The organism is Kineosporia sp. R_H_3, assembly GCF_002198675.1.
GTDB lineage: Bacteria > Actinomycetota > Actinomycetes > Actinomycetales > Kineosporiaceae > R-H-3.
The window spans coordinates 1-22,494 of the sequence record NZ_MWLL01000011.1; the positions used below are offsets into that span (position 1 = coordinate 1).

At 72.3% G+C, this 22,494-nt stretch carries 15 protein-coding genes and 2 pseudogenes; 16 read left to right on the plus strand and 1 reads right to left on the minus strand.

What is annotated here, in order from left to right:
• The 15 genes and pseudogenes from ECOMGDLI_RS00490 to bluB all read left to right on the plus strand — a co-directional run.
• Positions 1-336, plus strand: a pseudogene (locus ECOMGDLI_RS00490) (cobyric acid synthase CobQ); the annotation flags it as partial.
• Positions 333-4,094, plus strand: a complete 3,762-nt coding sequence (cobN, locus tag ECOMGDLI_RS00495) for a cobaltochelatase subunit CobN (protein ID WP_088312551.1) — start codon at positions 333-335, stop codon at positions 4,092-4,094. The pseudogene ECOMGDLI_RS00490 and the gene cobN, both read left to right, overlap by 4 nt.
• A complete protein-coding gene (locus tag ECOMGDLI_RS00500) occupies positions 4,091-6,181 on the plus strand; it encodes a putative cobaltochelatase (protein WP_088312553.1) in 2,091 nt (696 codons plus the stop codon). The genes cobN and ECOMGDLI_RS00500 overlap by 4 nt, the downstream gene beginning before the upstream one ends.
• The gene (cobO, locus tag ECOMGDLI_RS00505; protein WP_088312555.1) at positions 6,181-6,801 is read left to right on the plus strand and encodes a cob(I)yrinic acid a,c-diamide adenosyltransferase; all 621 of its coding nucleotides are present in this window, start codon (positions 6,181-6,183) and stop codon (positions 6,799-6,801) included. Before ECOMGDLI_RS00500 ends, cobO begins: the two co-directional genes overlap by 1 nt.
• Positions 6,795-8,189, plus strand: coding sequence for a cobyrinate a,c-diamide synthase (locus tag ECOMGDLI_RS00510; protein ID WP_088312557.1), 1,395 nt, complete (start codon positions 6,795-6,797; stop codon positions 8,187-8,189). Before cobO ends, ECOMGDLI_RS00510 begins: the two co-directional genes overlap by 7 nt.
• Positions 8,186-8,938: a precorrin-2 C(20)-methyltransferase gene (gene cobI, locus ECOMGDLI_RS00515; protein ID WP_088312559.1), complete on the plus strand. Its 753-nt coding sequence runs from the start codon at positions 8,186-8,188 to the stop codon at positions 8,936-8,938. The genes ECOMGDLI_RS00510 and cobI overlap by 4 nt, the downstream gene beginning before the upstream one ends.
• The gene (cobM, locus tag ECOMGDLI_RS00520; RefSeq protein WP_198954403.1) at positions 8,935-9,768 is read left to right on the plus strand and encodes a precorrin-4 C(11)-methyltransferase; all 834 of its coding nucleotides are present in this window, start codon (positions 8,935-8,937) and stop codon (positions 9,766-9,768) included. The genes cobI and cobM overlap by 4 nt, the downstream gene beginning before the upstream one ends.
• Complete coding sequence (locus ECOMGDLI_RS00525) at positions 9,765-10,922, plus strand: cobalt-precorrin-5B (C(1))-methyltransferase (protein ID WP_088312561.1); 1,158 nt, start codon at positions 9,765-9,767, stop codon at positions 10,920-10,922. Before cobM ends, ECOMGDLI_RS00525 begins: the two co-directional genes overlap by 4 nt.
• Positions 10,910-12,340, plus strand: a complete 1,431-nt coding sequence (gene cbiE / locus ECOMGDLI_RS00530) for a precorrin-6y C5,15-methyltransferase (decarboxylating) subunit CbiE (RefSeq protein ID WP_088312575.1) — start codon at positions 10,910-10,912, stop codon at positions 12,338-12,340. Before ECOMGDLI_RS00525 ends, cbiE begins: the two co-directional genes overlap by 13 nt.
• Entirely contained in the window at positions 12,337-14,085 is a 1,749-nt protein-coding gene (gene cobJ, locus ECOMGDLI_RS00535; RefSeq protein WP_088312562.1) for a precorrin-3B C(17)-methyltransferase, read from the plus strand. The genes cbiE and cobJ overlap by 4 nt, the downstream gene beginning before the upstream one ends.
• Complete coding sequence (locus ECOMGDLI_RS00540) at positions 14,073-14,300, plus strand: DUF362 domain-containing protein (RefSeq protein ID WP_088312564.1); 228 nt, start codon at positions 14,073-14,075, stop codon at positions 14,298-14,300. The genes cobJ and ECOMGDLI_RS00540 overlap by 13 nt, the downstream gene beginning before the upstream one ends.
• Positions 14,297-14,977 (plus strand): hypothetical protein, encoded by a 681-nt coding sequence (locus ECOMGDLI_RS00545; protein ID WP_198954405.1) that lies wholly within the window; start codon positions 14,297-14,299, stop codon positions 14,975-14,977. Before ECOMGDLI_RS00540 ends, ECOMGDLI_RS00545 begins: the two co-directional genes overlap by 4 nt.
• A complete protein-coding gene (locus ECOMGDLI_RS00550; RefSeq protein WP_088312568.1) occupies positions 14,974-15,576 on the plus strand; it encodes a precorrin-8X methylmutase in 603 nt (200 codons plus the stop codon). The genes ECOMGDLI_RS00545 and ECOMGDLI_RS00550 overlap by 4 nt, the downstream gene beginning before the upstream one ends.
• Positions 15,573-17,327, plus strand: a complete 1,755-nt coding sequence (cobA, locus tag ECOMGDLI_RS00555; protein WP_088312569.1) for a uroporphyrinogen-III C-methyltransferase — start codon at positions 15,573-15,575, stop codon at positions 17,325-17,327. Before ECOMGDLI_RS00550 ends, cobA begins: the two co-directional genes overlap by 4 nt.
• A 1-nt stretch (position 17,328) precedes the next feature.
• Positions 17,329-19,131, plus strand: coding sequence for a 5,6-dimethylbenzimidazole synthase (gene bluB / locus ECOMGDLI_RS00560; RefSeq protein WP_088312577.1), 1,803 nt, complete (start codon positions 17,329-17,331; stop codon positions 19,129-19,131).
• A gap of 316 nt (positions 19,132-19,447) precedes the next feature.
• Here the strand turns inward: bluB and ECOMGDLI_RS00565 are convergent.
• Positions 19,448-20,795, minus strand: a pseudogene (locus ECOMGDLI_RS00565) (IS1380 family transposase).
• A gap of 310 nt (positions 20,796-21,105) precedes the next feature.
• Here ECOMGDLI_RS00565 and ECOMGDLI_RS00570 point away from each other — a divergent pair.
• A partial coding sequence (locus ECOMGDLI_RS00570) for a diguanylate cyclase (RefSeq protein WP_158220806.1) occupies positions 21,106-22,494 on the plus strand: 1,389 nt, incomplete at its 3' end.

Below are 22,494 nucleotides of genomic sequence, written 5' to 3' on the forward strand. Positions count from 1 at the left end.
GCCTACGAGATCCACCACGGCATCGCCACCCTCACCACGGCAGGCGCCGCCGAACCCTTCCTGGACGGCTGCCGGCGCGGCGCAGTCTGGGGGACGACGTGGCACGGCGCCTTTGAGAGCGACGACTTCCGTCGTGCCTTCCTCGACGACGTCGCCGCCGCCGCAGGCAAAGACTTCACGCCGGCCCCGGATGTCGCCTTCGCCGCCGTCCGCGCCGCTCACCTCGATCTGCTGGGTGACCTGGTCGCCGACCACCTCGACCTTGCCGTGCTGGAGGCCCTCATCGTCGACGGGCCGCCGGTCGGTCTTCCCTACCTTGCCCCGGGAGTGTCATGACCACGCCTGTCCTCGATCCTGCCGTCCCCACCGCGGTGACCGTCTTGTTGTCGACGGCCGACACGGACCTGTTGGCGGCTCGGGCCAGCGGGGCGCACTACCGCCTCGCCAACCCCTCACGCACGGACCCCGGCGACGTCGCCGCTCTGCTGGACGGCGCGCAGCTGGTCGTCGTCCGGTTGCTGGGCGGGCGGCAGGCCTGGCCCGAAGGATTGGACGCCGTCCTGGCGTGTGGCCTGCCCACGGTGGTCCTGGGAGGTGAGGCCGTCCCTGACGCCGAGCTAATGGCCGTCTCGACGGTCCCGGCCGGTGTGGCGGCTCATGCATTGACGTACCTGGTGGAGGGCGGGCCTACCAACCTGGCCGAGCTGGCCCGGTTCCTGTCGGACACGGTCCTGCGGACCGGGCACGGCTTCGAACCGGCCCGCAGCGCTGCGTCCTGGGGCGTGGCGTCGGGCTACCAGGTGCCGCGTGGCGACACCCAGACCGCGGACCCGGATCGGCGTCCGGTGGTCGGCATCATCTATTACCGCGCCCACGAGCTCGCCGGTAACACCGCCTTCGTCGACACCCTGGCGCATGCGGTGCGGGCCGTGGGCGGCGAGCCGTTACCGATCTTCTGCGGTTCGCTGCGCGGGCTGACCGAGCAGTCCGCCGCCGCCGGTTCGGGCAGCGACCACGAGGGGCTGCTCTCGGCGTTGCGGGTCTGCGACACCCTGGTGGTCACCGTCCTGGCCGCTGGGGGAGCGGTCGCCACCGACGCCGTGGCCGGCGGCAGTGACGACGCCTGGGACGTCGGCATGCTGGCCGGTCTGGACGTGCCGGTGATCCAGGCGTTGTGCCTGACCAGTACCCGCGAGCAGTGGCAGGAAGGCAGCGCCGGCCTGTCCCCTCTGGACGCGGCCATGCAGGTGGCGATCCCGGAGTTCGACGGCCGGATCGTCACGGTCCCGTTCTCGTTCAAGCAGATCGACGCCGAGGGCCTGTCGGTCTACCGGGCCGACGAGGAACGGGCCCGCAGGGTCGCCGGCATCGCCGTTCGCCAGGCCAGGCTGCGGCAGCTGCCCAACGAGAGCAAGCGGGTCGCTGTCGTCCTCAGCTCCTACCCCACCAAGCACTCCCGCGTCGGCAACGCCGTCGGACTCGACACCCCGGTCTCGGCCGTCCGCCTGTTCGCCGCGTTGGCTGCCGCCGGCTACGACCTGGGACCCGACCCGCTGCCGGACGACGGCGACGCGCTGATCCACGCGCTGATCGCCGCCGGCGGCCACGACGTGGAGTGGCTCACCGAGGACCAGCTCGGCGCGGCCCCGGCACGGGTGCCGTCGGCGGCCTACGAGCGCTGGATCTCCCGGTTGCCGCAGTCGTTGCGGGACCGCATGAACGAACACTGGGGACCACCCCCGGGCACCCTCTACACCGACGACGGCGACATCGTCATCGCGGGCCTGCGGTTCGGCAACGTGATGCTCATGATCCAGCCGCCGCGCGGGTTCGGGGAGAATCCGATCGCGATCTACCACGACCCCGACCTGCCGCCCAGCCACCACTACCTGGCCGCCTACCAGTGGTTGCAGGCCGCACCCGAGGACGGCGGGTTCGGCGCCGACGCCGTCGTCCACCTCGGCAAGCACGGCACCCTGGAGTGGCTGCCCGGCAAGGGGCTGGGGCTGTCGCAGGAGTGTGCCCCGGACGCGGTCCTGGGTGACCTGCCGCTGGTGTATCCGTTCATCGTCAACGACCCGGGCGAAGGTACCCAGGCCAAGCGTCGGGCCCACGCCGTCGTGATCGACCACCTGATCCCGCCGATGGCCAGGGCCGAGACCTACGGCGACCTGGCCAAGCTCGAGCAGCTGCTCGACGAGTACGCCACGGTGGGTGCCCTCGACCCGGCCAAGCTGCCGACGGTCCGGGCCCAGATCTGGCAGCTGGTCGAGTCGGCCCAGCTGCACCACGACCTGCACGCCGAGGCCATGCCGGACGGGGATGCCTTCGACGACTTCGTGCTGCACCTGGACGGCTACCTCTGCGAGATCAAGGACGTCCAGATCCGCGACGGCCTGCACATCCTGGGCGAGGGTCCCACCGGGCAGGCCCGGGTCGACCTGGTGCTCGCGGTGCTGCGAGCACCGCAGGTCTGGGGCGGGGCGAGCGCCCTGCCGGGCCTGCGGCAGGCGGTCGCCGCCGCCTTCGACCTCGACGAGCAGCAGCTGCTCGCCGAACCAGGCGCCCGAGTGGTCGCCCCGAGCGGCCTCACCGACCTCGCCGACGGCCCTGGGGCCACCGCCGCGGACGCCGTCGACCTCATCGAGGCGGTGGCCCGGCGCCTCGTCGTGGGCATGGAGACGCTCGGGTGGGACGACAGCAAGGTCGAGGCCGTCGTCGAGGAGGTCACCGGCCGCCGGGTCCTGGACGCCGTGCGGGTGCTGCAGTTCGCGGCCACCGAGCTCGTGCCCCGGTTGGCCCGTACCGGCGACGAGCTCGACAACAGCCTGGCCGCCCTCGCCGGCCGGTTCGTGCCGCCGGGCCCCTCGGGCTCACCCACCCGGGGACTGGTCAACGTGCTGCCGACCGGGCGCAACTTCTACTCCGTCGACCCCAAGGCGATCCCCTCGCGCAACGCCTGGGACGTCGGGCGCGCGCTGGCCGACTCCCTGCTCGCGCGGCATCTGACCGACACCGGGGCCTACCCGGCCTCGGTGGGGCTGACGGTCTGGGGAACCAGCGCGATGCGCACCCAGGGAGACGACATCGCCGAGCTGCTGGCGCTGCTGGGGGTGCGGCCGACCTGGGACGACCGCTCGCGTCGGGTCACCGGCCTGGAGGTGATCCCGGTCGCCGAGCTGGGCCGCCCCCGCATCGACGTCACGGTGCGGATCTCCGGGTTCTTCCGGGACGCGTTCCCGCACGTGGTCACCCTGCTCGACGACGCCGTCCAGCTGGTCGCCGCCCTCGATGAACCGCAGGAGGACAACTACCTGCGCCGGCACGTCGACGCCGACCTGGCCGACCACGGTGACCGGCGGCGCGCGACCAGCCGCATCTTCGGCTCCAAGCCGGGGGCCTACGGAGCCGGACTGCTGCCACTGATCGACGCCCGCACCTGGCGCACCGACGCCGACCTCGCCGAGGTGTATGCCGTCTGGGGCGGGTACGCCTACGGGCGAGGGTTGGACGGCGCCGCCGCGCGAGGCGACATGGAGCGCGCCTTCTCACGGATCGCGGTCGCCGCCAAGAACCAGGACACCCGCGAGCACGACATCGTCGACTCTGACGACTACTTCCAGTACCACGGCGGCATGGTCGCGATGGTGCGCCACCTGACCGGCACCAGCCCGGCCGCCTACGTGGGCGACTCCGCGATGCCGCACGACGTGCGCACCCGCACCCTGGGTGAGGAGACCCACCGGGTGTTCCGGGCCCGCGTGGTCAACCCCAAATGGATCGCCGCGATGCGCCGCCACGGCTACAAGGGCGCCTTCGAGCTGGCCGCGACGGTGGACTACCTGTTCGGCTACGACGCCACCGCCGGGGTCGTCGACGACTGGATGTACCAACAGCTCGTCGACAGCTACCTGAGCGAGCCCACCACCCGCGCCTTCCTCGAGCAGTCCAACCCCTGGGCGTTGCGCGGCATGGCCGAACGGCTCCTCGAGGCCGCCGAGCGCGGCATGTGGCAGCACCCCGACCCGCAGACCCTCGACCTGTTACGTGAGCTGTACCTGACGACCGAGGGCGACCTGGAGGGCCAGGAATGAGCGGGTTCCCGTTCTCGGCCGTGCTGGGCATGGACGACCTGCGGCTCGCGCTGCTGCTCAACGCGGTCAGCCCAGCCATCGGCGGGGTGCTGGTGCGCGGGGAGAAAGGCACCGCCAAGTCGACCGCCGTCCGGGCTCTGGCCGCACTGCTGCCGCCGGTGACGGTGGTGACCGGTTGCCGGTTCGTCTGCGACCCCGCCCGGCCCGACCCGCAGTGTCCCGACGGCCCGCATCCCGGCGACGGCCCGGCCGGCCAGCGGGCGGCCCGGCTCGTCGAACTGCCCGTGGGTGCCGCCGAGGACCGGGTTGCTGGTTCCCTCGACCTGGAACGTGCTCTCGGAGAGGGTGTCAAGGCCTTCGAGCCCGGTCTGCTGGCCGCCGCCAACCGCGGGATCCTGTACGTCGACGAGGTGAATCTGCTGCACGACCACCTGGTCGACCTGCTGCTGGACGCCGCCGCGATGGGCAGGGCCCACGTCGAACGCGAAGGTGTCTCGGTCAGCCACGCCGCCCGGTTCCTGCTGGTGGGAACCATGAATCCCGAGGAGGGCGAGCTGCGCCCCCAGCTGCTCGACCGGTTCGGGCTCACCGTCGACGTGCGCGCCAGCCGGGACCCCGCCGTCCGGGTCGAGGTGGTCCGTCGCCGGCTGGCCGCGGACGCCGATCCGGTCGCCTTCGCCGAGCAGTGGCGGCACGCCGACCTGGCCACCGCCGCCCAGGTGGTGGCGGCCCAGCACCGACTGGCCACCGTCGTGCTGGGGGACGGCGCGCTGCGACAGATCGCCGAGGTCTGCGCCGCCTTCGACGTCGACGGCATGCGGGCCGACATCGTCATCGCCAGAACGGCACTGGCGCACGCGGCCTGGCAGGGCCGTGAGCAGGTGCTGGCCGAAGACGTCGCCGTCGCGGCCCGGCTGGCGTTGCCCCATCGCCGGCGGCGGACCCCGTTCGAAGAACCCGGGATCGACCAGCAGACCCTGGACGAGGCACTGCAGCGAGCCGCCGACACCCAGCCCCCCGGGAGCGCGGGGACCGACGACCCGGGACCCGAGAACCCGGGACCTGACGACCCGGGACCCGAAGATTCCGGTCCGGGCGGTGGCTCCGACGGGCCGGACGGCCAAGGCCCGACCGCCCCGGGCGAGGAGACCTCGGGTGACAGCGGCTCATCTGGGAGTGGACCGACAGGCTCTGACCCGGCCGAGAACCCCACGCCTTCAAGCGGCCCTGGAGCGACAGCCCCGGCCGACTCTGAGAACCTCGGCCGGGCCAGGCTCCTGACCGCCTCCGGGGTCGGGCGCGGAGTGCCCGGCCGGCGGTCCCGGGCTCGTACCGGCAGCGGGCGCACCACCAGTGCGGTGACCCCGTCGACGGCGCGGTCGGCGGGGTTGCACCTTCCCGCGACGATCCGGGCAGCCGCCCCGCAGCAGGTTTCCCGGGGGCGGGAGCGGGGGCCGTTGATGCTGCGCCCGCACGACGTGCGGGCCGCCGTCCGCGAAGGCCGCGAGGCCAACCTGGTCCTGTTCCTGGTGGACGCCAGCGGGTCGATGGGCGCCCGCCACCGGATGCAGGCCGTCAAGGGCGCGGTCGTGAGCCTGCTCACCGACGCCTACCAGCGCCGGGACAGCGTGGCCCTGATCGCCTTCCGGGCCGGTCAGGCCCAGACCCTGCTGCCGGCGACGTCGTCCGTCGAGGCCGCGGTCGCCCGGCTGCGGCAGCTGCCGACGGGAGGGCGGACCCCGCTCGCCGAAGGTCTGCACGCCGCCGCCGAGCTGGTGCGCGTGCAACGCCTGCGCGACCCCGACCGGCGTCCGCTGCTGGTGGTCGTCACCGACGGCCGGGCCACCGCCGGTGACCAGCCGTTGCCGCGGGCCTGGCTGGCTGCCCGGTCCCTTGCCCGCAGCGGCGTCGGCGCGGTGGTCGTCGACTGCGAGTCAGGACCGGTCCGGCTGGGCCTGGCTGCCCGGCTGGCCGTCGAGCTCGACGCCCGGCACGTGCCGTTGGCCGAGGTGACCGTGGACAGGCTGACCGAGGTGGCCGGGACCCAGATCGCCGCACGAGCGACCCATCGAGGGAGAGTGGCCTGATGCCGCAGGGCAAACCGAGCGCCGAAGCCGTCCCGGAGGACGGGCTGACCACCCGTCAGCGCCGCAACCGGCCGTTGCTGGTGGTGCACACCGGTCAGATGAAGGGCAAGTCGACGGCGGCGTTCGGCATGGCCCTGCGGGGCTGGACCGCCGGACTGCCGGTCGCGGTGTTCCAGTTCGTCAAGAGCGCCAAGTGGAAGGTGGGCGAGGAGAACGCCTTCCGGGCGCTGGGCCGCATCCACGAGACGACCGGGGAGGGTGCACCGGTCGAGTGGCACAAGATGGGCGAAGGGTGGTCGTGGTCCCGCAAGGCGGGAACCGAGGAGGACCACGCCGCCGCGGCGCTGGAGGGCTGGCGCGAGATCCAACGCCGGCTGGCAGCCGAGCAGCACGGCTTCTACGTGCTCGACGAGTTCACCTACCCCATGAAGTGGGGCTGGGTCGACGTCGAGGAGGTGATCGCCACCCTGGCGGACCGCCCCGGCTTCCAGCACGTCGTCATCACCGGCCGCGACGCCGACCCACGCCTGGTCGAGGCCGCCGACCTGGTCGCCGAGCTGACCAAGGTCAAGCACCCCATGGACGCCGGCCAGAAAGGTCAGAAGGGCATCGAATGGTGACGGCCACGGTGAGCCTGCCCCGGCTGGTGGTCGCGGCCGCGGCCAGCGGCCACGGCAAGACCACCGTCGCCACCGGACTGCTGGCCGCACTACGACGGCGGGGCCTGGCCGTCAGCCCGCACAAGGTGGGACCGGACTACATCGACCCCGGCTACCACGGCCTGGCCGCCGGGCGCCCCGGCCGCAACCTCGACCCCTGGCTGGTCGGTGCGGAACGGATCCCGGGCCTGCTGGCGCATGGCGCCCTGACCCCGGCCCCCGCTGACATCGCTGTCGTCGAAGGCGTGATGGGCCTGTACGACGGTGTCGTCGGGCGCGGCGAGTTCGCCTCGACCGCCCACGTTGCCCGCCTCGTACAGGCCCCCGTCGTCCTGGTCGTCGACGTCTCGGGGCAGGGACGCTCGGCCGCCGCGCTGGCCCTGGGCATGGCCGCTTTCGACCCCCGGGTGCGGATCGGCGGGGTGGTGCTCAACCGGGTCGGGTCGGCCCGCCACGACGGGCTGCTTCGCCAGGCGATGGCCGAGGTGGGAATCGCCGTCCTGGGCTCGATCCCACGCACCGACCAGGTGGCCACACCGTCCCGGCATCTGGGTCTGGTGCCGGTCGCCGAGCGCGCCGCCGAGTCCCTGGCCGTCGTCGAGGCCCTCGGCACCGTGATGACCGAGCACCTCGACCTCGACGCACTGCTCGACCTGGCCCGGACGGCGCCGCCGCTGGCCACCGACGTCTGGGATCCCGCCCGCGAGATCGCCACCGGTGGCGAGGCCGACGGCCGCGCCGGGGACGGGGCCGATGTGTCAGCCGGTGCGGGGCCGGTGGTCGCCGTCGCCGGCGGCGCCGCCTTCACCTTCTCCTACCGCGAGAGCATCGAGCTGCTCGAGGCGGCCGGCGCCCAGGTGCAGGTGTTCGACCCGTTGCACGACACCGCCTTGCCGGCAGGCACCCGAGGCTTGGTGATCGGGGGTGGGTTCCCCGAGATGCACGCCGAGCGACTGGCCGCCAACACCGCACTGCTCGCCGAGGTGGCCGCCTTCGAGGGCCCGATCGTCGCCGAGTGCGCCGGGCTGCTGTACCTGGGCACCTCGCTCGACGGGGTCCCGATGGCGGGCCGTCTCGCGGTGGTCGCCGAGATGAGCGGGCGCCTGACCCTGGGCTACCGGGACGCCGTCGCCGCCACCGACTCCCCCCTCGCCCGGCGCGGGGACCGGGTGCACGGGCACGAGTTCCACCGCACCACGACGTCCCCGGGGTACGGCCCGGCAGCCGCCTGGCAGTGGGACGGCACCCCGCACGGGTTCGTCGCCGGCACGGTGCACGCCTCCTACCTGCACACCCACGCGGCAGGTCAACCACAGTCCGCCCACCGTTTCGTGCGGGCCTGCGCATGAGCGCCCCGATCGGAGCCCCGCGGCTGGTCGGGGTGGGCGTCGGACCCGGCGACCCCGAGCTCGTGACCGTCAAAGGGGTGCGCCTGCTGCAGCAGGCCGACGCCGTGGTGGTACCGGTGATGGCTGACGCCGGGCCGGGCCGGGCCGAGGCGACCGTGGCCTGCTACGTCGCCGCCGACCGCATCGTGCGGGCCGTGTTCGCCCTGGACGAACGCGACGGCCTGACGGCCCGCCGTGAGCAGGCATGGGACGACGCCGGCGACGTCGTCCTCGACCTGTTCGCCCGGGGCGCGAACCTGGTGGCCTTCGCGACCATCGGCGACCCGAACGTCTACTCGACCTTCACCTACGTCGCCGCCACCGTGCAGCAGCGCCGCGGCGACGTCGAGGTCATCACGGTCCCCGGTGTCACCGCGATGCAGGACCTGGCCGCCCGCAGCGGCACCGTGCTCTGCGAAGGCCGCGAACCACTGACCCTGATCCCCATGACAGCGGGCATGGACGTCGTCGAGGCTGCACTGGCAGGCCCGGGAACCGTCGTCGCCTACAAGGGGTGGCGACGACATCCCGAACTGCTGGCCGCGATCGAGCGTCACGGCCGCAGCGGTGACGTCGTCGTCGGCAGCGGGCTGGGCCTGCCCGACGAACAGATCACGCGCGCCGACCGCCCGCCTGCCGGCGTGTCCCTTCCCTATCTGTCAACGGTTCTGGTCCCGGCTCGCCGAGACCGGCGAGGAGGCAAACTGTGACCGGCACCCCCAGCCACGAGGAGCCGGCCGGTCCGGGCAAGGTGTCCTTCGTCGGGGCCGGCCCCGGCGCGGCCGACCTGCTGACCCTGCGAGCGGCCCGGGTGATCGGCGAGGCCGACGTCGTGATCTGGGCCGCGAGCCTGGTCCACCCCGACGTCCTCGCTCATGCCCGGGCCGACGCCCGGATCGTCGACTCCTCCCAGCTGCCGATGGAGGGGGTGCTGCCTCTCTACCAGGAGGCGGCCCGGGACGGGCTGACCGTGGCCCGGATCCACTCCGGCGACCCCAGCCTGTGGGGGGCCGTGCAGGAACAGCTCGACCTGTGCCTGGCCCTGGGCCTGGCCGTGGAGATCGTGCCCGGTGTCTCCTCGTTCTCGGCAGTGGCGGCGATCGTCCAGCGCGAGCTGACGATCCCCGAGGTCGCCCAGTCGGTGGTGCTGACCAGACTCGAAGGCGGCAAGACCCCGATGCCCGCCGGTGAGACCATCCGTGGGTTCGCCCAGCACGGCACCACCATGGCCGTCTTCCTGTCGGCCGCACGGTCCGGCCAGCTGCAGGCCGAGCTGCTCGCCGGCGGCTACCCGCCGCAGACCCCGGTGGTCGCCGCCTACCAGGCCACCTGGCCCGACGAGCTGATCGTGCGATGCACCCTCGAGACCCTCGAGCAGACCGTCAAGGAACACCGGCTGTGGAAGCACACCCTGTTCCTGGTCGGCCCCGCCCTGGCGGCCGCCGGCACCCGCTCGCACCTGTACCACCCCGGCCACTTCCACGGCTTCCGCAAGGCCGACCGCTCGGCCAGGGCCGAGCTGCGGGCCCGCACCCGATGACCGACGAACCGGTGGCCCCCGCCGAGGTCGTGCTGCGTGAGCCCGACCTGCCGCGTACCGCCAAGGTGCGCCCGGACGCCCTACGTACCGGCTGGACGACGGGAGCGTGCGCCACCGCCGCCACGACAGCTGCCGTGACAGCCCTGACCACCGGCACCCTGCCGGAGCAGGTCGAGATCACGTTGCCGTCCGGTCGGGTGGTGGCATTCCCGGTGGCCCGCTGCGAGCTGTCGCCGGCCGGGGCCGAAGCGGTCGTCGTCAAGGACGCCGGGGACGACCCGGACGTCACGCACGGCGCCGAGCTGACCGCCACCGTCACCTGGAGCGAGCAGCCCGGCGTGCACCTGGTGGCCGGAGCCGGGGTGGGTACCGTCACCAAGGAGGGGCTCGGTCTGCCGGTCGGTGGCCCCGCCATCAACGACACCCCACGGCGAATGATCACCGACGCCGTGACCCGCCTGGTCGACGTCAACGTCCGCGGGATGCAGGTGGTGGTAAGCGTGCCAGGCGGTGAGGTGATGGCCCGCAAGACCACCAACGCCCGCCTGGGCGTGATCGGCGGCATCTCGATCCTGGGCACGACCGGGATCGTGCGGCCCTTCTCGACGGCGTCCTGGCGAGCCAGCGTCGTCCAGGCCGTGCACGTGCTGGCCGCTCAAGGGGAACGGACGGTGGTGCTGTGCACCGGCGGTCGCACCGAGCGGGCCGCGATGCGGCTGCTGCCCGACCTGCCGCCGGTGTGCTTCGTCGAGGTCGGTGACTTCACCGGCGCAGCGATCACTGCCGCCGTCGGCGACGGGCTGGCCGAGGTCGTGTTCGTCGGCATGGCCGGCAAGCTCGCCAAGCTGGCGGCCGGGATCCTGATGACCCACTACACCCGATCCAAGGTCGACCTCTCGCTGCTGGCCGCGCTGACCGCCGAGGCCGGCGGCGACCCCGACGTGGTCGCGGCGGTGGCCGCCGCCAACACCGGCCGGCACGCCTACGAGCTGTGGCAGGCACACGGGCTGCTCGAGGCCGCCGGCGGGTTGCTGTGCCGTCGCGTGCAGCAGGTGCTGGTCCGGTTCGCCGACGGCGCCGTCACGGCCGACGTCGCGATGGTCGACTTCGCCGGGGAGCGAACGATGTGCTCGTCCGGGCGGTGGGCCGCGTGAGAGAACTCGACGCCGACGAGGCCGCCGGGCCCGACTCGCTTGCGGCGGGCTCTGCCGCAGGCGATCTCGTCCGACGGTCGGTGCTGGTGACCGGCCTCGACCACGAGGTCGGGCTGTCGCCCTGGGCGGCGGCCGCGGTCCGCGAGGCCGACCTCGTAGTAGGCGCCGCCCGGCACCTGGCGGCGGTGCCCCTGCCTCCTAACGGCCCACGGATGGTGCTCGGACCGCTGGCCCCGGCCGTGGACCGCATCGGCCAGGAGGTGGCGGCAGGCCGGCGAGTGGTCGTGCTGGCCAGCGGCGATCCCGGCCTCTTCGGGATCGTGCGCCGGCTGAGCCAGGCGGGGCTGCCACTTCACGTGGTGCCCGCAGTCTCGAGCATCTCCCTTGCCTTCGCCAGGGCCGGGCTGGCTTGGGACGGCGCCGCGGTGGTCAGCGCCCACGGCCGCGACCTGCGGCCCGCCCTCAACGCCTGCCGCGCCCTGCCGCTGGTGGCGGTGCTGACCCAGCCCGGGGCCGGGGCCACTGAGCTCGGCGCCGGGCTGGTCGGGTGGGCCCGGCGCCTGCTTGTCGCCGAGAACCTCGGTGCGGACGGCGAACGCCTCACCTGGGTCAGTCCCGACGAGGCGGCCCACCGAGACTGGGCCGACCCCCACGTCGTCCTGGTGCTGTCAGAGCCCGCCGACCCCGAACCTGCTGGCCCCGAACCCGCTGACTCTGAAGACGCCTCCCCGGCCAGGGCCGTTGCGGGTGTGCGCGTCGACAACCAGCCGGCGGCGGCCCCGGCCGGTGGCTGGGCGCTGCCCGAGAGCGCCTACGACCACCGGGACTCGATGATCACCAAGTCGGAGGTGCGGTCCTGGGTGCTGGCCAGCCTGCGTCCACGACTGGGAAGACTGGTCTGGGACCTCGGCGCCGGCAGCGGCTCGGTCGGCATCGAGTGTGCCCTGCTGGGTGCCGCCGTCGTGGCGGTCGAGAAGGACGCCGCCGGTTGCGACCTGGTCCGGGACAACGCGAGCAGGCACGGCGTCGACGTCCGGGTGGTCACCGGCACGGCGCCGCAGGTGCTGGCGACACTGCCCGACCCGGACGCGGTCTTCGTCGGTGGTGGCGGACTCGAGGTGGTCACCGCCGTCGCCCAACGCCCGGCGCAGGTCGGTCCCGCGCGCATCGTCGTCGCTCTGGCGGCTGTCGACCGGGTGGGACCGGTCGTCGAGATCCTGCGCCGCAACGGTTTCACCACGGATGGAGTCCAGTTGTCGGCGTCGCGGTTCAGCGACCTGCCCGGCGGTTCACTGCGACTGTCCGCCACGAACCCGGTCTTCGTCGTCTCGGCCGAACGCGGCCAGGGATGGGGCCCGGCAGATCCGGCAGGTCGAGCAGGTTCAGCAGGCCTGGCGCATCAGGCGGGTGGGTCATGACCCAGAACGGCGAACCGATCGCGCTGGTGGCGGCCACGGCCGCCGGCCGAATCCATGCCCAGGTGGTGGCGTCGGCCTGGCCGCAGGCTCGGCTGGTCGACGCCGGTAGCGCGGCCGAGTCGTTGCGCCAGGCATGGCGGGCGGGGGAGTCCATCGTGGCGTTCCTGGCCGCAGGCGCCGTGGTGCGCATCATCGCGCCGCTGCTGACCGACAAGGCCACCGACCCGGCGGTCGTGGTCGTCGACGACGCCGCCCGGCACGCGGTGGCCCTGTTGGGTGGACATGCGGCCGGTGCCAACACCCTCGCCCGTCGCGTGGCGGCGCTGCTGGACGCCCGACCGGTCGTCACCACCGCGACCGATGCCCGTGACCTTCCGGGCCTGGACACCCTGGGGATGCCGGTCGAAGGTGGCGTCTCGGGGGTGACCCGGGCGATCCTGGACGGCGAACCGGTTCGGCTGCAGGCACAGTCGACCTGGCCGTTGCCGGCGCTGCCGGACAACGTGGGCGCCGACCTACCCGGCTCCTACCGCCTGCTCGTCACCGACCGGCTGGTCCCGTTCGACGAGCGCACCGCCGTGCTGCGACCGCCCAGTCTGGTGGTCGGGGTCGGGGCCAGCCGCGGGGTCGCCGTCGAGGAGCTGCAGCAGCTGCTCGAGCGAGTCCTGGCCGAGGCGCAGCTGAGCGCGACCAGCATCGGCTGCCTGGCCACCGTCGATGTCAAGGCCGACGAGGCAGGCATTCTCGAGCTGGCTCGACGGCTCGGCGTCCCATTGCTGACCTACCCGGCCGAGCAGCTGGCGACGGTACCGGTGCCCAACCCCAGCGAGGTCGTGCGGACCGTCGTCGGGACGGGCAGTGTCGCCGAGGCTGCCGCTCTGATCCGTCCCGTCTGCCTGCCCGGGCATCTCCAGGCGGGACCACCCCAGGCCGGGGGATCGGCGACCGGTGAGCTGCTGGTGGCCAAGACGGCGTCGGCGATGGCGACCGTGGCCGTCGCGCGGCACGCCCCGCGGGGCCGGCTCGCGATCGTGGGGCTGGGTCCGGGGGCGCGTGACCTGGTGACGCCTCGAGCGGTCGAGGAGCTGCGGCGGGCCTCGGTCGTGGTGGGCCTGGACCAGTACGTCGACCAGATCCGCGACCTGCTACGCCCCGGCACGACCGTGGTCGCCAGCGGGCTCGGGGCCGAGGAGGCCCGGGCCCGGGCAGCCGTCGAGCTCGCATCCTCGGGCAAGGCGGTCGCTCTCATCGGTTCGGGGGACGCCGGCGTCTACGCCATGGCGAGCCCGGCGCTCGAGTACGCCGGGACCGACATCGACGTGGTCGGGGTGCCAGGAGTGACGGCCGGGTTGGCCGCCGCGTCGCTGCTGGGTGCACCGCTGGGCCACGACCACGTCTATCTGAGCCTGTCCGACCTGCACACCCCGTGGGAGGTGATCAGCGGCCGGGTCGCGGCCGCCGCCGCGGCGGACCTCGTCGTCCTGTTCTACAACCCGCGCAGCCGGACCCGGGACTGGCAGCTGGCCGCAGCCATGGCCGAGCTGGCGGTCCACCGCCCGGCGGACACCCCGGTGGGAGTGGTCCGACACGCCAGCCGGCCCGAGCAGAGCGTGCAGCTGCACACCGTGGCGGGCTTCGACCCCGCCGACGTCGACATGTACAGCCTGGTCGTCGTCGGCAACAGCCGCACCAAGGTCGTCGCCGGGCGCATGGTCACCCCACGGGGGTATCGATGGCTGTCGTGACCGTCGAGGGGTGTCAGGGGTGCGGCGCCTGCCTGCTCACCTGCCCCGAGCATGCGCTGCTTCCGATTCCGTCGGGGCTGCGGGTGAGGCACGACCGGTGCACCGGCTGCCTGGAATGCCTGGAGGTCTGCCCGGTGGATGCGATCAGCATCGTCGGGCAACCGATTCCGTTGCACCGGACTTCGAATCCTGTCGTGCCGGGAGGCATCTCGTGAGCACCTCTGCCGTCACCGCCGCCACCCTGCTGGGTGATCGCTGGAGCAGGGCGGAAAGGGTCCGTCTCGGCGGCATCGCGGCGGCCGTGACCGCGCTGCACATCCTCGGGTGGACGCTCTACCTGTACTGGAACCAGCAGCCGGTCGCGGCCGGCGGGTTCGCGGGGGCCGGCACCCTGGCCTACGCGCCGGGGGAGGTCACCCTGCTCTCGTTGTCCGCGAGCACGGCCTCTGCAGGCGCCCTGCCCGTCGTGGCTCTGCTGACGTTGCCGCTGCTGTTCGCCTCGGGCATGGCCGCCATGGACACCGTCGACAGCCTGTTGATGACCCGGGCCTACTCGTGGTCGCACCGCAGCCCGGCCCGGCGGCTCTACTACAACCTGGCGACCACCGCGATGACGGTGCTGGTGGGCGGTTTCGTGGCCAGCGTCTACCTGGCCGGACTGCTGGCCGAGCACGTGGACCGGGGCTGGCTGAACGGGTACGCCACCATCGCCGACCACTTCGAGCAGCTGGGCTACGGGATCGTCGGGCTCTTCGCCCTGTCGTGGCTCACCGCGGTGGCGATCTGGCGGCTGCTCGGCTACGACCGCCGCTACGCCGATCTCAGCCCGATCACGGTGGGCGATCTTGATGTCCTCGACGAGCGGAGCCTGATCTCGGTCGGTGAGCGATGAGCCGCCAGGTCCACCCCATCGAGGTGAGGTCCTTCGAGATCCTGCGCGCTCGGGCCGACACCAGTCACTTGCCTCCGCTCACCCGCGCCGTCGCGGAACGTGTCGTGCATGCCAGCGCCGACCTCGCCTACCTCGACGACCTGGTCTGCGACGAGCCGGCTCTGGTGGCCGGGTGGACGGCGTTGCACGCCGGAGCGCGAGTGGTTGCGGACGTCGCCATGGTCGCTGCTGGGATCACCAGGACCGACCTGTCCGGGCCGGTGGTCTGCCCGATCGCCGAACCGCAGGTGAGCGGCCTCGCGCGTCAAGCCGGAATCACCAGGTCCGCCGCCGCCGTGCGGGTGGCCCTGGACCGGGTCGGCCCCGGCGCCCTCTGGGTGATCGGCTGCGCCCCCACAGCGCTCGAAGAGCTCATCACCCTGGGCGCCAGACCCGCGTTGGTGATCGGGCTCCCGGTCGGCTTCGTCGGTGCCGCCGAGTCCAAGGAGGCCCTTCGGGCCAGCGGACTGCCCGCGGTGTCCAACCGCGGCGAGAAGGGTGGATCCGCCGTGGCCGCCGCCGCCCTGAACGCCTTGCTCTACCACGAGGAGACACCATGACCCGCCCCGTCGAACTGACTGCCCGCCCGGAAGACACGGTCCCGGGGGCCGGTCGGCATCCGCTGGTCATCGTCGGGCACGGGACCCGCAGCCCGCTCGGGGTGAGCCAGTTCCTGGCGTTGACCGAACGGGTGCGAACCCGCGGGAGGACCACCCTCGGGCATGTGACAGCCGGGTTCATCGAGCTGTCGGCGCCACCGCTGACCGATGCCGTGGGTGAGCAGGTCGCCCACGGCAACCTGTCGCTCGTGGCGCTGCCGTTGGTGCTGGCCGCCGCCGGCCACGGCAAGGGCGACATCCCCGCCGCCATGAAACGCGAGCAGCAGCGCCACCCAGGACTGACCTACCGCTACGGGCGCCCTCTCGGGCCGCACCCGCTGCTCCACCAGGCGGTCGAGCAACGCATCGACGCCGTGAGTCCTGACGGTGCCGACCGCTGCGACACCTACGTCGCCCTCATCGGGCGCGGCTCCTCAGACCCCGACGCGAACGCCGAGATCGCCAAGGTAGCTCGACTGCTCTGGGAGGGCCGCGGCTACGCAGGAGTCGAGGCCGCGTTCATCTCCCTCGCCGAACCCTCGGTACCCGCCGTCCTGGACAAGCTGCACCGACTCGGCGCCCAGCGAATCGTCGTCGCCCCCTACTTCCTCTTCGAAGGGGTTCTGCCCGAGCGGATCCGCACCCAGGCCGCCGAGTTCGCCCAAGGTCATCCCGGCCTGGACATTCGGGTCTCCGACGTGATCGGAGACTGCGACGAGCTGGCCGAACTGGTCCTGCAACGCCACACCGAAGCCCTCAGCGGCGACATCCGCATGAACTGCGACACCTGCGTCTACCGCATCGCCGTGCCCGGCTTCGGTGACAAAGTGGGCCGCCCTCAACGACCACACGACCACCCCGACGACCCCGTCGGTCACTCCCACCACCACGACGAGCACCACCGTCACGGCGCGGATGCTCATGACCATCACGACCACCACGCTGACGTGGCCACCGAGAAACCCCGGAACCTGGTGCCCGACGGCGTTGGTCGGGTCGCGATCGTGGGCGGTGGTCCCGGGCCGGACGACCTGATGACGGTGCGGGGGATGCGGCTGCTCGCCGAGGCCGACGTAGTGGTCGTCGACCGCCTCGCCCCCCGCGGGCTGCTCGCCGACCTGGGCCCGCAGGTACTGGTCGTCGACGCGGCCAAGGAGCCCCGGGGACCTTCGGCGACCCAGGAGAGCATCAACCAGACGATCGTGCAGCATGCTCGAGCCGGGCGGCGCGTCGTCCGGCTCAAGGGAGGCGACCCCTACCTCTTCGGCCGCGGCCACGAAGAAGCGCTGGCCTGTTCCGACGCCGGAGTCCCGTGGACCGTCGTCCCTGGTGTCTCCAGTGCGTTGGCGGCCCCCGCGCTGGCAGGGGTGCCGGTGACGCATCGCGGGCTCGCCCAGGACGTCACCATCGTCTCCGGTCACCTGCCACCCGGACACCCGGACTCGCTCGTGGACTGGTCGACCCTGGCCCGGGCGACCGGGACCTTGGTGCTGCTGATGGCCGTGGAGAACATCGGCAAGATCGCGTCATACCTGGTGGAACACGGTCGCGACCCGCAGGCCTCGGTGCTCATCGTCGAGAACGCCGGCGACGAGCGACAGCGTTCGTTGCCCGCCCGACTCGACGATGTCGGGCGGCTCGCCGTCGAACAGCGTGTCGTGCCCCCGGCGGTCGTCGTGGTCGGGTCGGTCGTCGACCTGCGACGCGACTGACATGGACCCAGCCACGCATGCGGCGCCGACGGCTCGTTGGCGTCGTCCCCGGGTGACCACGGGGGACGCCACCTCGGCAGCGGAGCGGGCCGACGATCCCACAGGGTGGGCATTCGGCGACTCCGTGGTCGAGGGCCTGGAGCACGTCCTGCGCGCGCGACGCGACATTCGTCGCTACCGGCCTGATCCGGTACCGGGCGACCACCTCGCCCGCGTCCTGGCGGCAGGCCACGCTGCTCCATCCGTCGGCCATTCTCAGCCGTGGCGGTTCATCGTCGTCACCGAGCCCACCACCCGTGAACGGGCGGCAGCGATGGCCGACCGAGAGCGGCTCAGACAGGCGGCCCTGCTGGAACCCGACCGTGGTCGCCGCTTGCTGGACCTGCAACTGGAGGGCATCCGTGAGGCGCCGGTCGGGATCGTCGTCACCTGCGATCGCCGGGCAGCGGCTGGCGGGGTGTTGGGCCGGGCCACCTTCCCCGATGCCGATCTGTGGAGCTGCGCCTGCGCCATCCAGAACATGTGGCTCATGGCACGCGGCCTCGGCCTGGGTATGGGATGGGTGACTCTCTTCGACCCTGTCGAACTGGCCTCCCTGATGATCCTTCCCGACGACGTGGAAACGATGGGGTGGCTCTGCCTCGGGTGGCCGAACGAACGGCCACCCGAGCCGGGCCTGGAACGCCATGCATGGTCCAAGCGCGCCCCACTGGAAGACGTCGTGCTGCGGGAGCGCTGGCCCAGCGCGGATAGCCCCGGTCCGGTGCCTCCGGAGTCCCACCTACGAGCCCCGAGCCCCGCGCGCGTCGTCGACGTCACTGACCACGCCGACGGCATGCTGACCCCTCCTGGTTCTCTCGGAGTCCTGGATCGGGCGATAGACATCGTCCTGGCGGCCGGGGCCACGTCGCCCGACGGCGCCCTGATCCTGGTGGGCGCCGACCATCCCGTGGTTTCGCTCGGGGTCAGTGCCTACCGAGGCGAGACCACCCGCGAAATCCTTGCCGCAGCGATCGCCGGGGAAGCCATGGGAGTGGTCACAGCCCGAGCTGCCGGCCTGAGCGTCTTCCTGGTGGACGCCGGCCTCGACGGGCCGCTCCTCGACGGCGCGTTCTCGGCACGTCCCAGCGGGAGGCGGGGCAACCTGCGTGACGCGGACGCGATGACCAGGTCGGACGTCGACCAGCTCGTGCAGCTGGGTCGTTCCACCGGATCGGCAGCCTGCCCAGGTGGCTTGGTGGCTGTCGGGGAGGTCGGGCTGGGCAACACCACGGTTGCCGCCGCTCTGTGCTGCGCCCTGCTCACCAAGCCAGCAGCCGATGTCGTAGGACTTGGCGCAGGGGCGGACACGGACATGGTTCAGCGCAAGACGGCGGTCGTCGAGGCAGCTCTGGCCCGAGTGCGATCCGAGGCCCGGCTCAGTGCCGACGATCGGTTGGACGCCGGCGACCCTCTCGATGTGCTCGCGGCTCTCGGTGGGCCTGAGATCGCCTTTCTCACCGGGGCCATCCTGGGGGCGGCTGAATCCCGAGCATGCATCGTGCTCGACGGCTTGGCGACGAGCCTGGCTGCACTGATCGCCGCCAGATGTGAGCCCGGAGTCAGGTCATACCTCATCGCCGGGCATCTCAGCCGGGAGAAGTCACACGCAGCCGTCCTGGTCGAGCTCGGCAGAGAACCACTGCTCGACCTGAGACTCCGAGCCGGCGAAGGGGTCGGCGCAGCGCTCGCCGCGGGGGTACTGCGAAACGGACTCGCCGTCAGGTTGAGGACCGGTCGCACCAGAATGGAGCCCCGGCCTTAACCTCACCCAACGTCCGCTGCCACCTTGCTGTCCGGTGCGCGTCGCCACTGCACGAAATGGCTGCCCTCAGTTCCAGGTGGAGCCGGACCAGCGGTTGCCCGACACTAGCTAGCCGGCTATCGCTAAGCCTCGATCGTGGACGGGCTCGTGGCCGTTCTTGCCGGTGACGGATGATCTTGTCGAGGTGTTGGGCGTGGGTGGTCTGCTGGCCTGTCCAGCTCGTCCAGGTGGGTCGTTGTCGGGGATCTCGGTGGAGATCTGGGGTGGTGCCCGTGTGTCGGGTTCGGGGGCCGCGCGGGGTGTTCTGATGGCCCGGTTAGGTCTGGAACACGGTGCGCCACAGTCGAAGCCAGCACTCTGACCGGGGGGCATGCTCGGGTAGGTGGAGGACCCGTCGGCGTTGCGGGCGGGCCAGCCTGGCCGGGATGTTGATGATGTGGCGGCGGATCGTGGCGCCGCGGGCCACCCGCAGGTCGGTGCGGCTGCGGTGGTGAGGGTGGCGGCGGCGCGCGGCAGGTTGTGGGTGATCGCGGCCAGTACGGCCCAGGCGGTGTTCGCGGCGATAACCCTGACGGCAGGTGGGCGAGCGGGCCGTCGATCAGGTCGGAGAACAGGGTCTCCACGACGGCGTGGCGGCGGTGGGTGATGTCGGCGGCCGGGGCGGGTTCGTCGTTGTCGGTCAGGAACGGGTGGTGCCGCCAGACCGTGAACAGCTGCTCCTGCTGGGCTGACTGACCTGGCTGGCTGCCGTCGGGCTGGTTCTTGTCCTTGACGCGTCGTACGACGAGTCGGGCGGTGACCTCGTTCGGGGTGCCGGAGAACGCGGTGTAGGTGGTCTCGGCGACCTGCGCGTCGGAGATCCATTCGCCGGTGTCGGGGTCCTGCACGGCGTTCGGGTAGCGGACCGGCACCCAGGCGTCCTCGTCGATGCCGCTGATTGCGGCGGTCACGGCCGGGTTCTTCACCAGAACCACGGAGAACATCGCCCCCGCGTTGCGGGCCGCGGTGACGACCGCGCCGCTGCCGTAGGCGCTGTCCCCGCGGACCAGGACCCGGCCCGCGCCGGCGGCCTTGGCCAGCAGGACGGCCTCGCGGACCATGCTCGCCGCGCCACGTCCGGAGCCGGCCTTCCCGGCGCGCAGCCGGATCCCGGCGACCACCGGGGCCGCGGCGGGGGTGGAGATCGCGGTGGCCAGCGCGGACAGGCCGCGCCGCAGGACGGCCTTGCCGGAGATCTTCGTGTGGCCGAACGACGCGCCCTGCTTGGCGTGCCCGGACACCGGGCGCAGCAGCGAGTCGACGTCCATGTACGCCTGCTGCTCGATCCCGTCCAGCACCCCGGTGCGGTCGGCGAGAGCGAGCAGGTGGCGGCGCAGCACCGCGGACAGCTGCCCGGCATGGCCGAAGGTGAACTCCCGCAACAGGATGCCCAGCGTGGGCGCGGCATACACACCGGTGAACACCTTCCGCATTCCGCCCGACCGGACCACGTCGAGGTCGTCGATGCTGCCCGCGCCCGCGCCCATCCCGGCCACCACCGCGGTCAGCTTCGCGGTCGCGTTCGCAGCTCCGGACCGGACCCGCTCACTGCTGAACCGCACATGCGCGTCGAGCAGGTCCCCCAGCCCGGCCTGTGAATCGCCCCGCACCACTTCATGACTCACCTGGCCATGTGGGAAGCACCCGCCGAAGGGGCCAAGGCCGGAACCGGAGACCGAGTGGGCGAAATGATCACCGACACCGGATGCGGGGACTATCTCGCCAACGGTGCTTCGGGCGGGTTGGTTAGTAAGTTTCGGCGGCGGGAACGCCGTCCGGCGGGCGGCCAGCGGGACCTGCGGCACCCGCTGGCCGTTGCCGTTATGGCCATGGGGTTCAAGATCGGAACGTTAGTGCCGATAGATGCTGCAGGAGCGCGGATGGGGCGCGGGTGGGGTGGGGTTGTCGGTAGCCTGCCGGCGACAGGAGGGATCGGTGCCGGTGCCGAGGAAGACGGTCCGAGCCATCCGATTGTGTGCGTGGAACGTGTACCTGGGGGTCGGGTTTGTCCTGATCGGGGCGTACTACCTGGTGCCCCGGCTGGGAGCTCCGGCGGCGGCGCAGGTGGCGATCTACTCCGGGATCACCGGGTCGGCGGCGGTCGGTGTGTTGGCTGGGGTGGCCCGGTACCGTCCGGGACATCGGCGGGTCTGGTGGTGGCTGGCGGCCGGGCAGTTGGCGTCTTCGATCGCGGACGTCGTGTTCTTCGCCGAGCACCTGATCTTCGGTAACGACCAGTTCCCCAGCGTGGCGGACCTGTTCTACCTCGCGGAATACCCGCTGATGGCGGTCGGCCTGGCATTGATGGTCCGCCGGCGCACCCCGCAGTGGGACGTGCCCAGCGCGCTGGACGCGACGATCGTGGCGACGAGCGCGGCGCTGCTGTCGTGGATGTTCCTGATCGCCCCCATGGCGGGCGCCCCGGGATTGACCCTGATCGGCCGGCTGGTGTCGGCGGCCTACCCGATCGGTGACCTGCTGCTGGTCTGCGTCGCGGCACGGCTGATGCTCGGTGCGGCCCTGCGGGCACCGGCGTTCTTCCTGCTGGCCGGGTTCTTGGTCGTGCTGCTCGGGGTGGACACCGCCTACGGGATCGAAACGATCGTGGGGACCTACCAGGCCGGCGGACCGCTCGACATGTTCTGGATGGGATCGGCACTGCTGCTGGGCGCGGCGGCGCTGCACCCATCGATGCCGGAGCTGACCCAGCCGTCGGCGGCCGCCGCCCCGGACGCCACCCCAAGGCGCCTGGCTGTGCTGGCCGTGGCGTCCCTGCTGGCCCCGACCGCGGAACTGGTCCAGTACGCCCGCCACGCCACCCTGGACGTGCCACTGACCGCCATCGTCTGCATGATCCTTTTCCTGTTGGTGTTGGCCCGGATGGCCGGACTGGTCGCCACGCAACGCCGTATGGCGATCACCGACGGGCTGACCGGACTGCACACGCGCCGCTACTTCGAACAGGCCCTGGCCACCGAGACGGCCCGGACCGAACGTAACGGCCAGGGGTTGGGACTGCTGATCGTCGACGTCGACCACTTCAAGAGCGTCAACGACACCTACGGGCATACCGGCGGAGACCGCGTCCTGATCGAGATCGCCCACCGACTGCAGATCATCGCCCGCGGCGGCGACGTCGTAGCCCGCTACGGCGGGGAGGAGTTCGCCCTCCTGCTGCCCGCCACCGGCCACGAGCAGCTGAGCGCCATCGGCGAACGCGTCCGGCTGGCCATCGCCGGGGCCCCGATCGTGGTCACCACCAGCATCAGCATCAGCATCACCGTGTCCGTCGGCGGCGCAGCAAACCCGGCCCACGCCCATGAC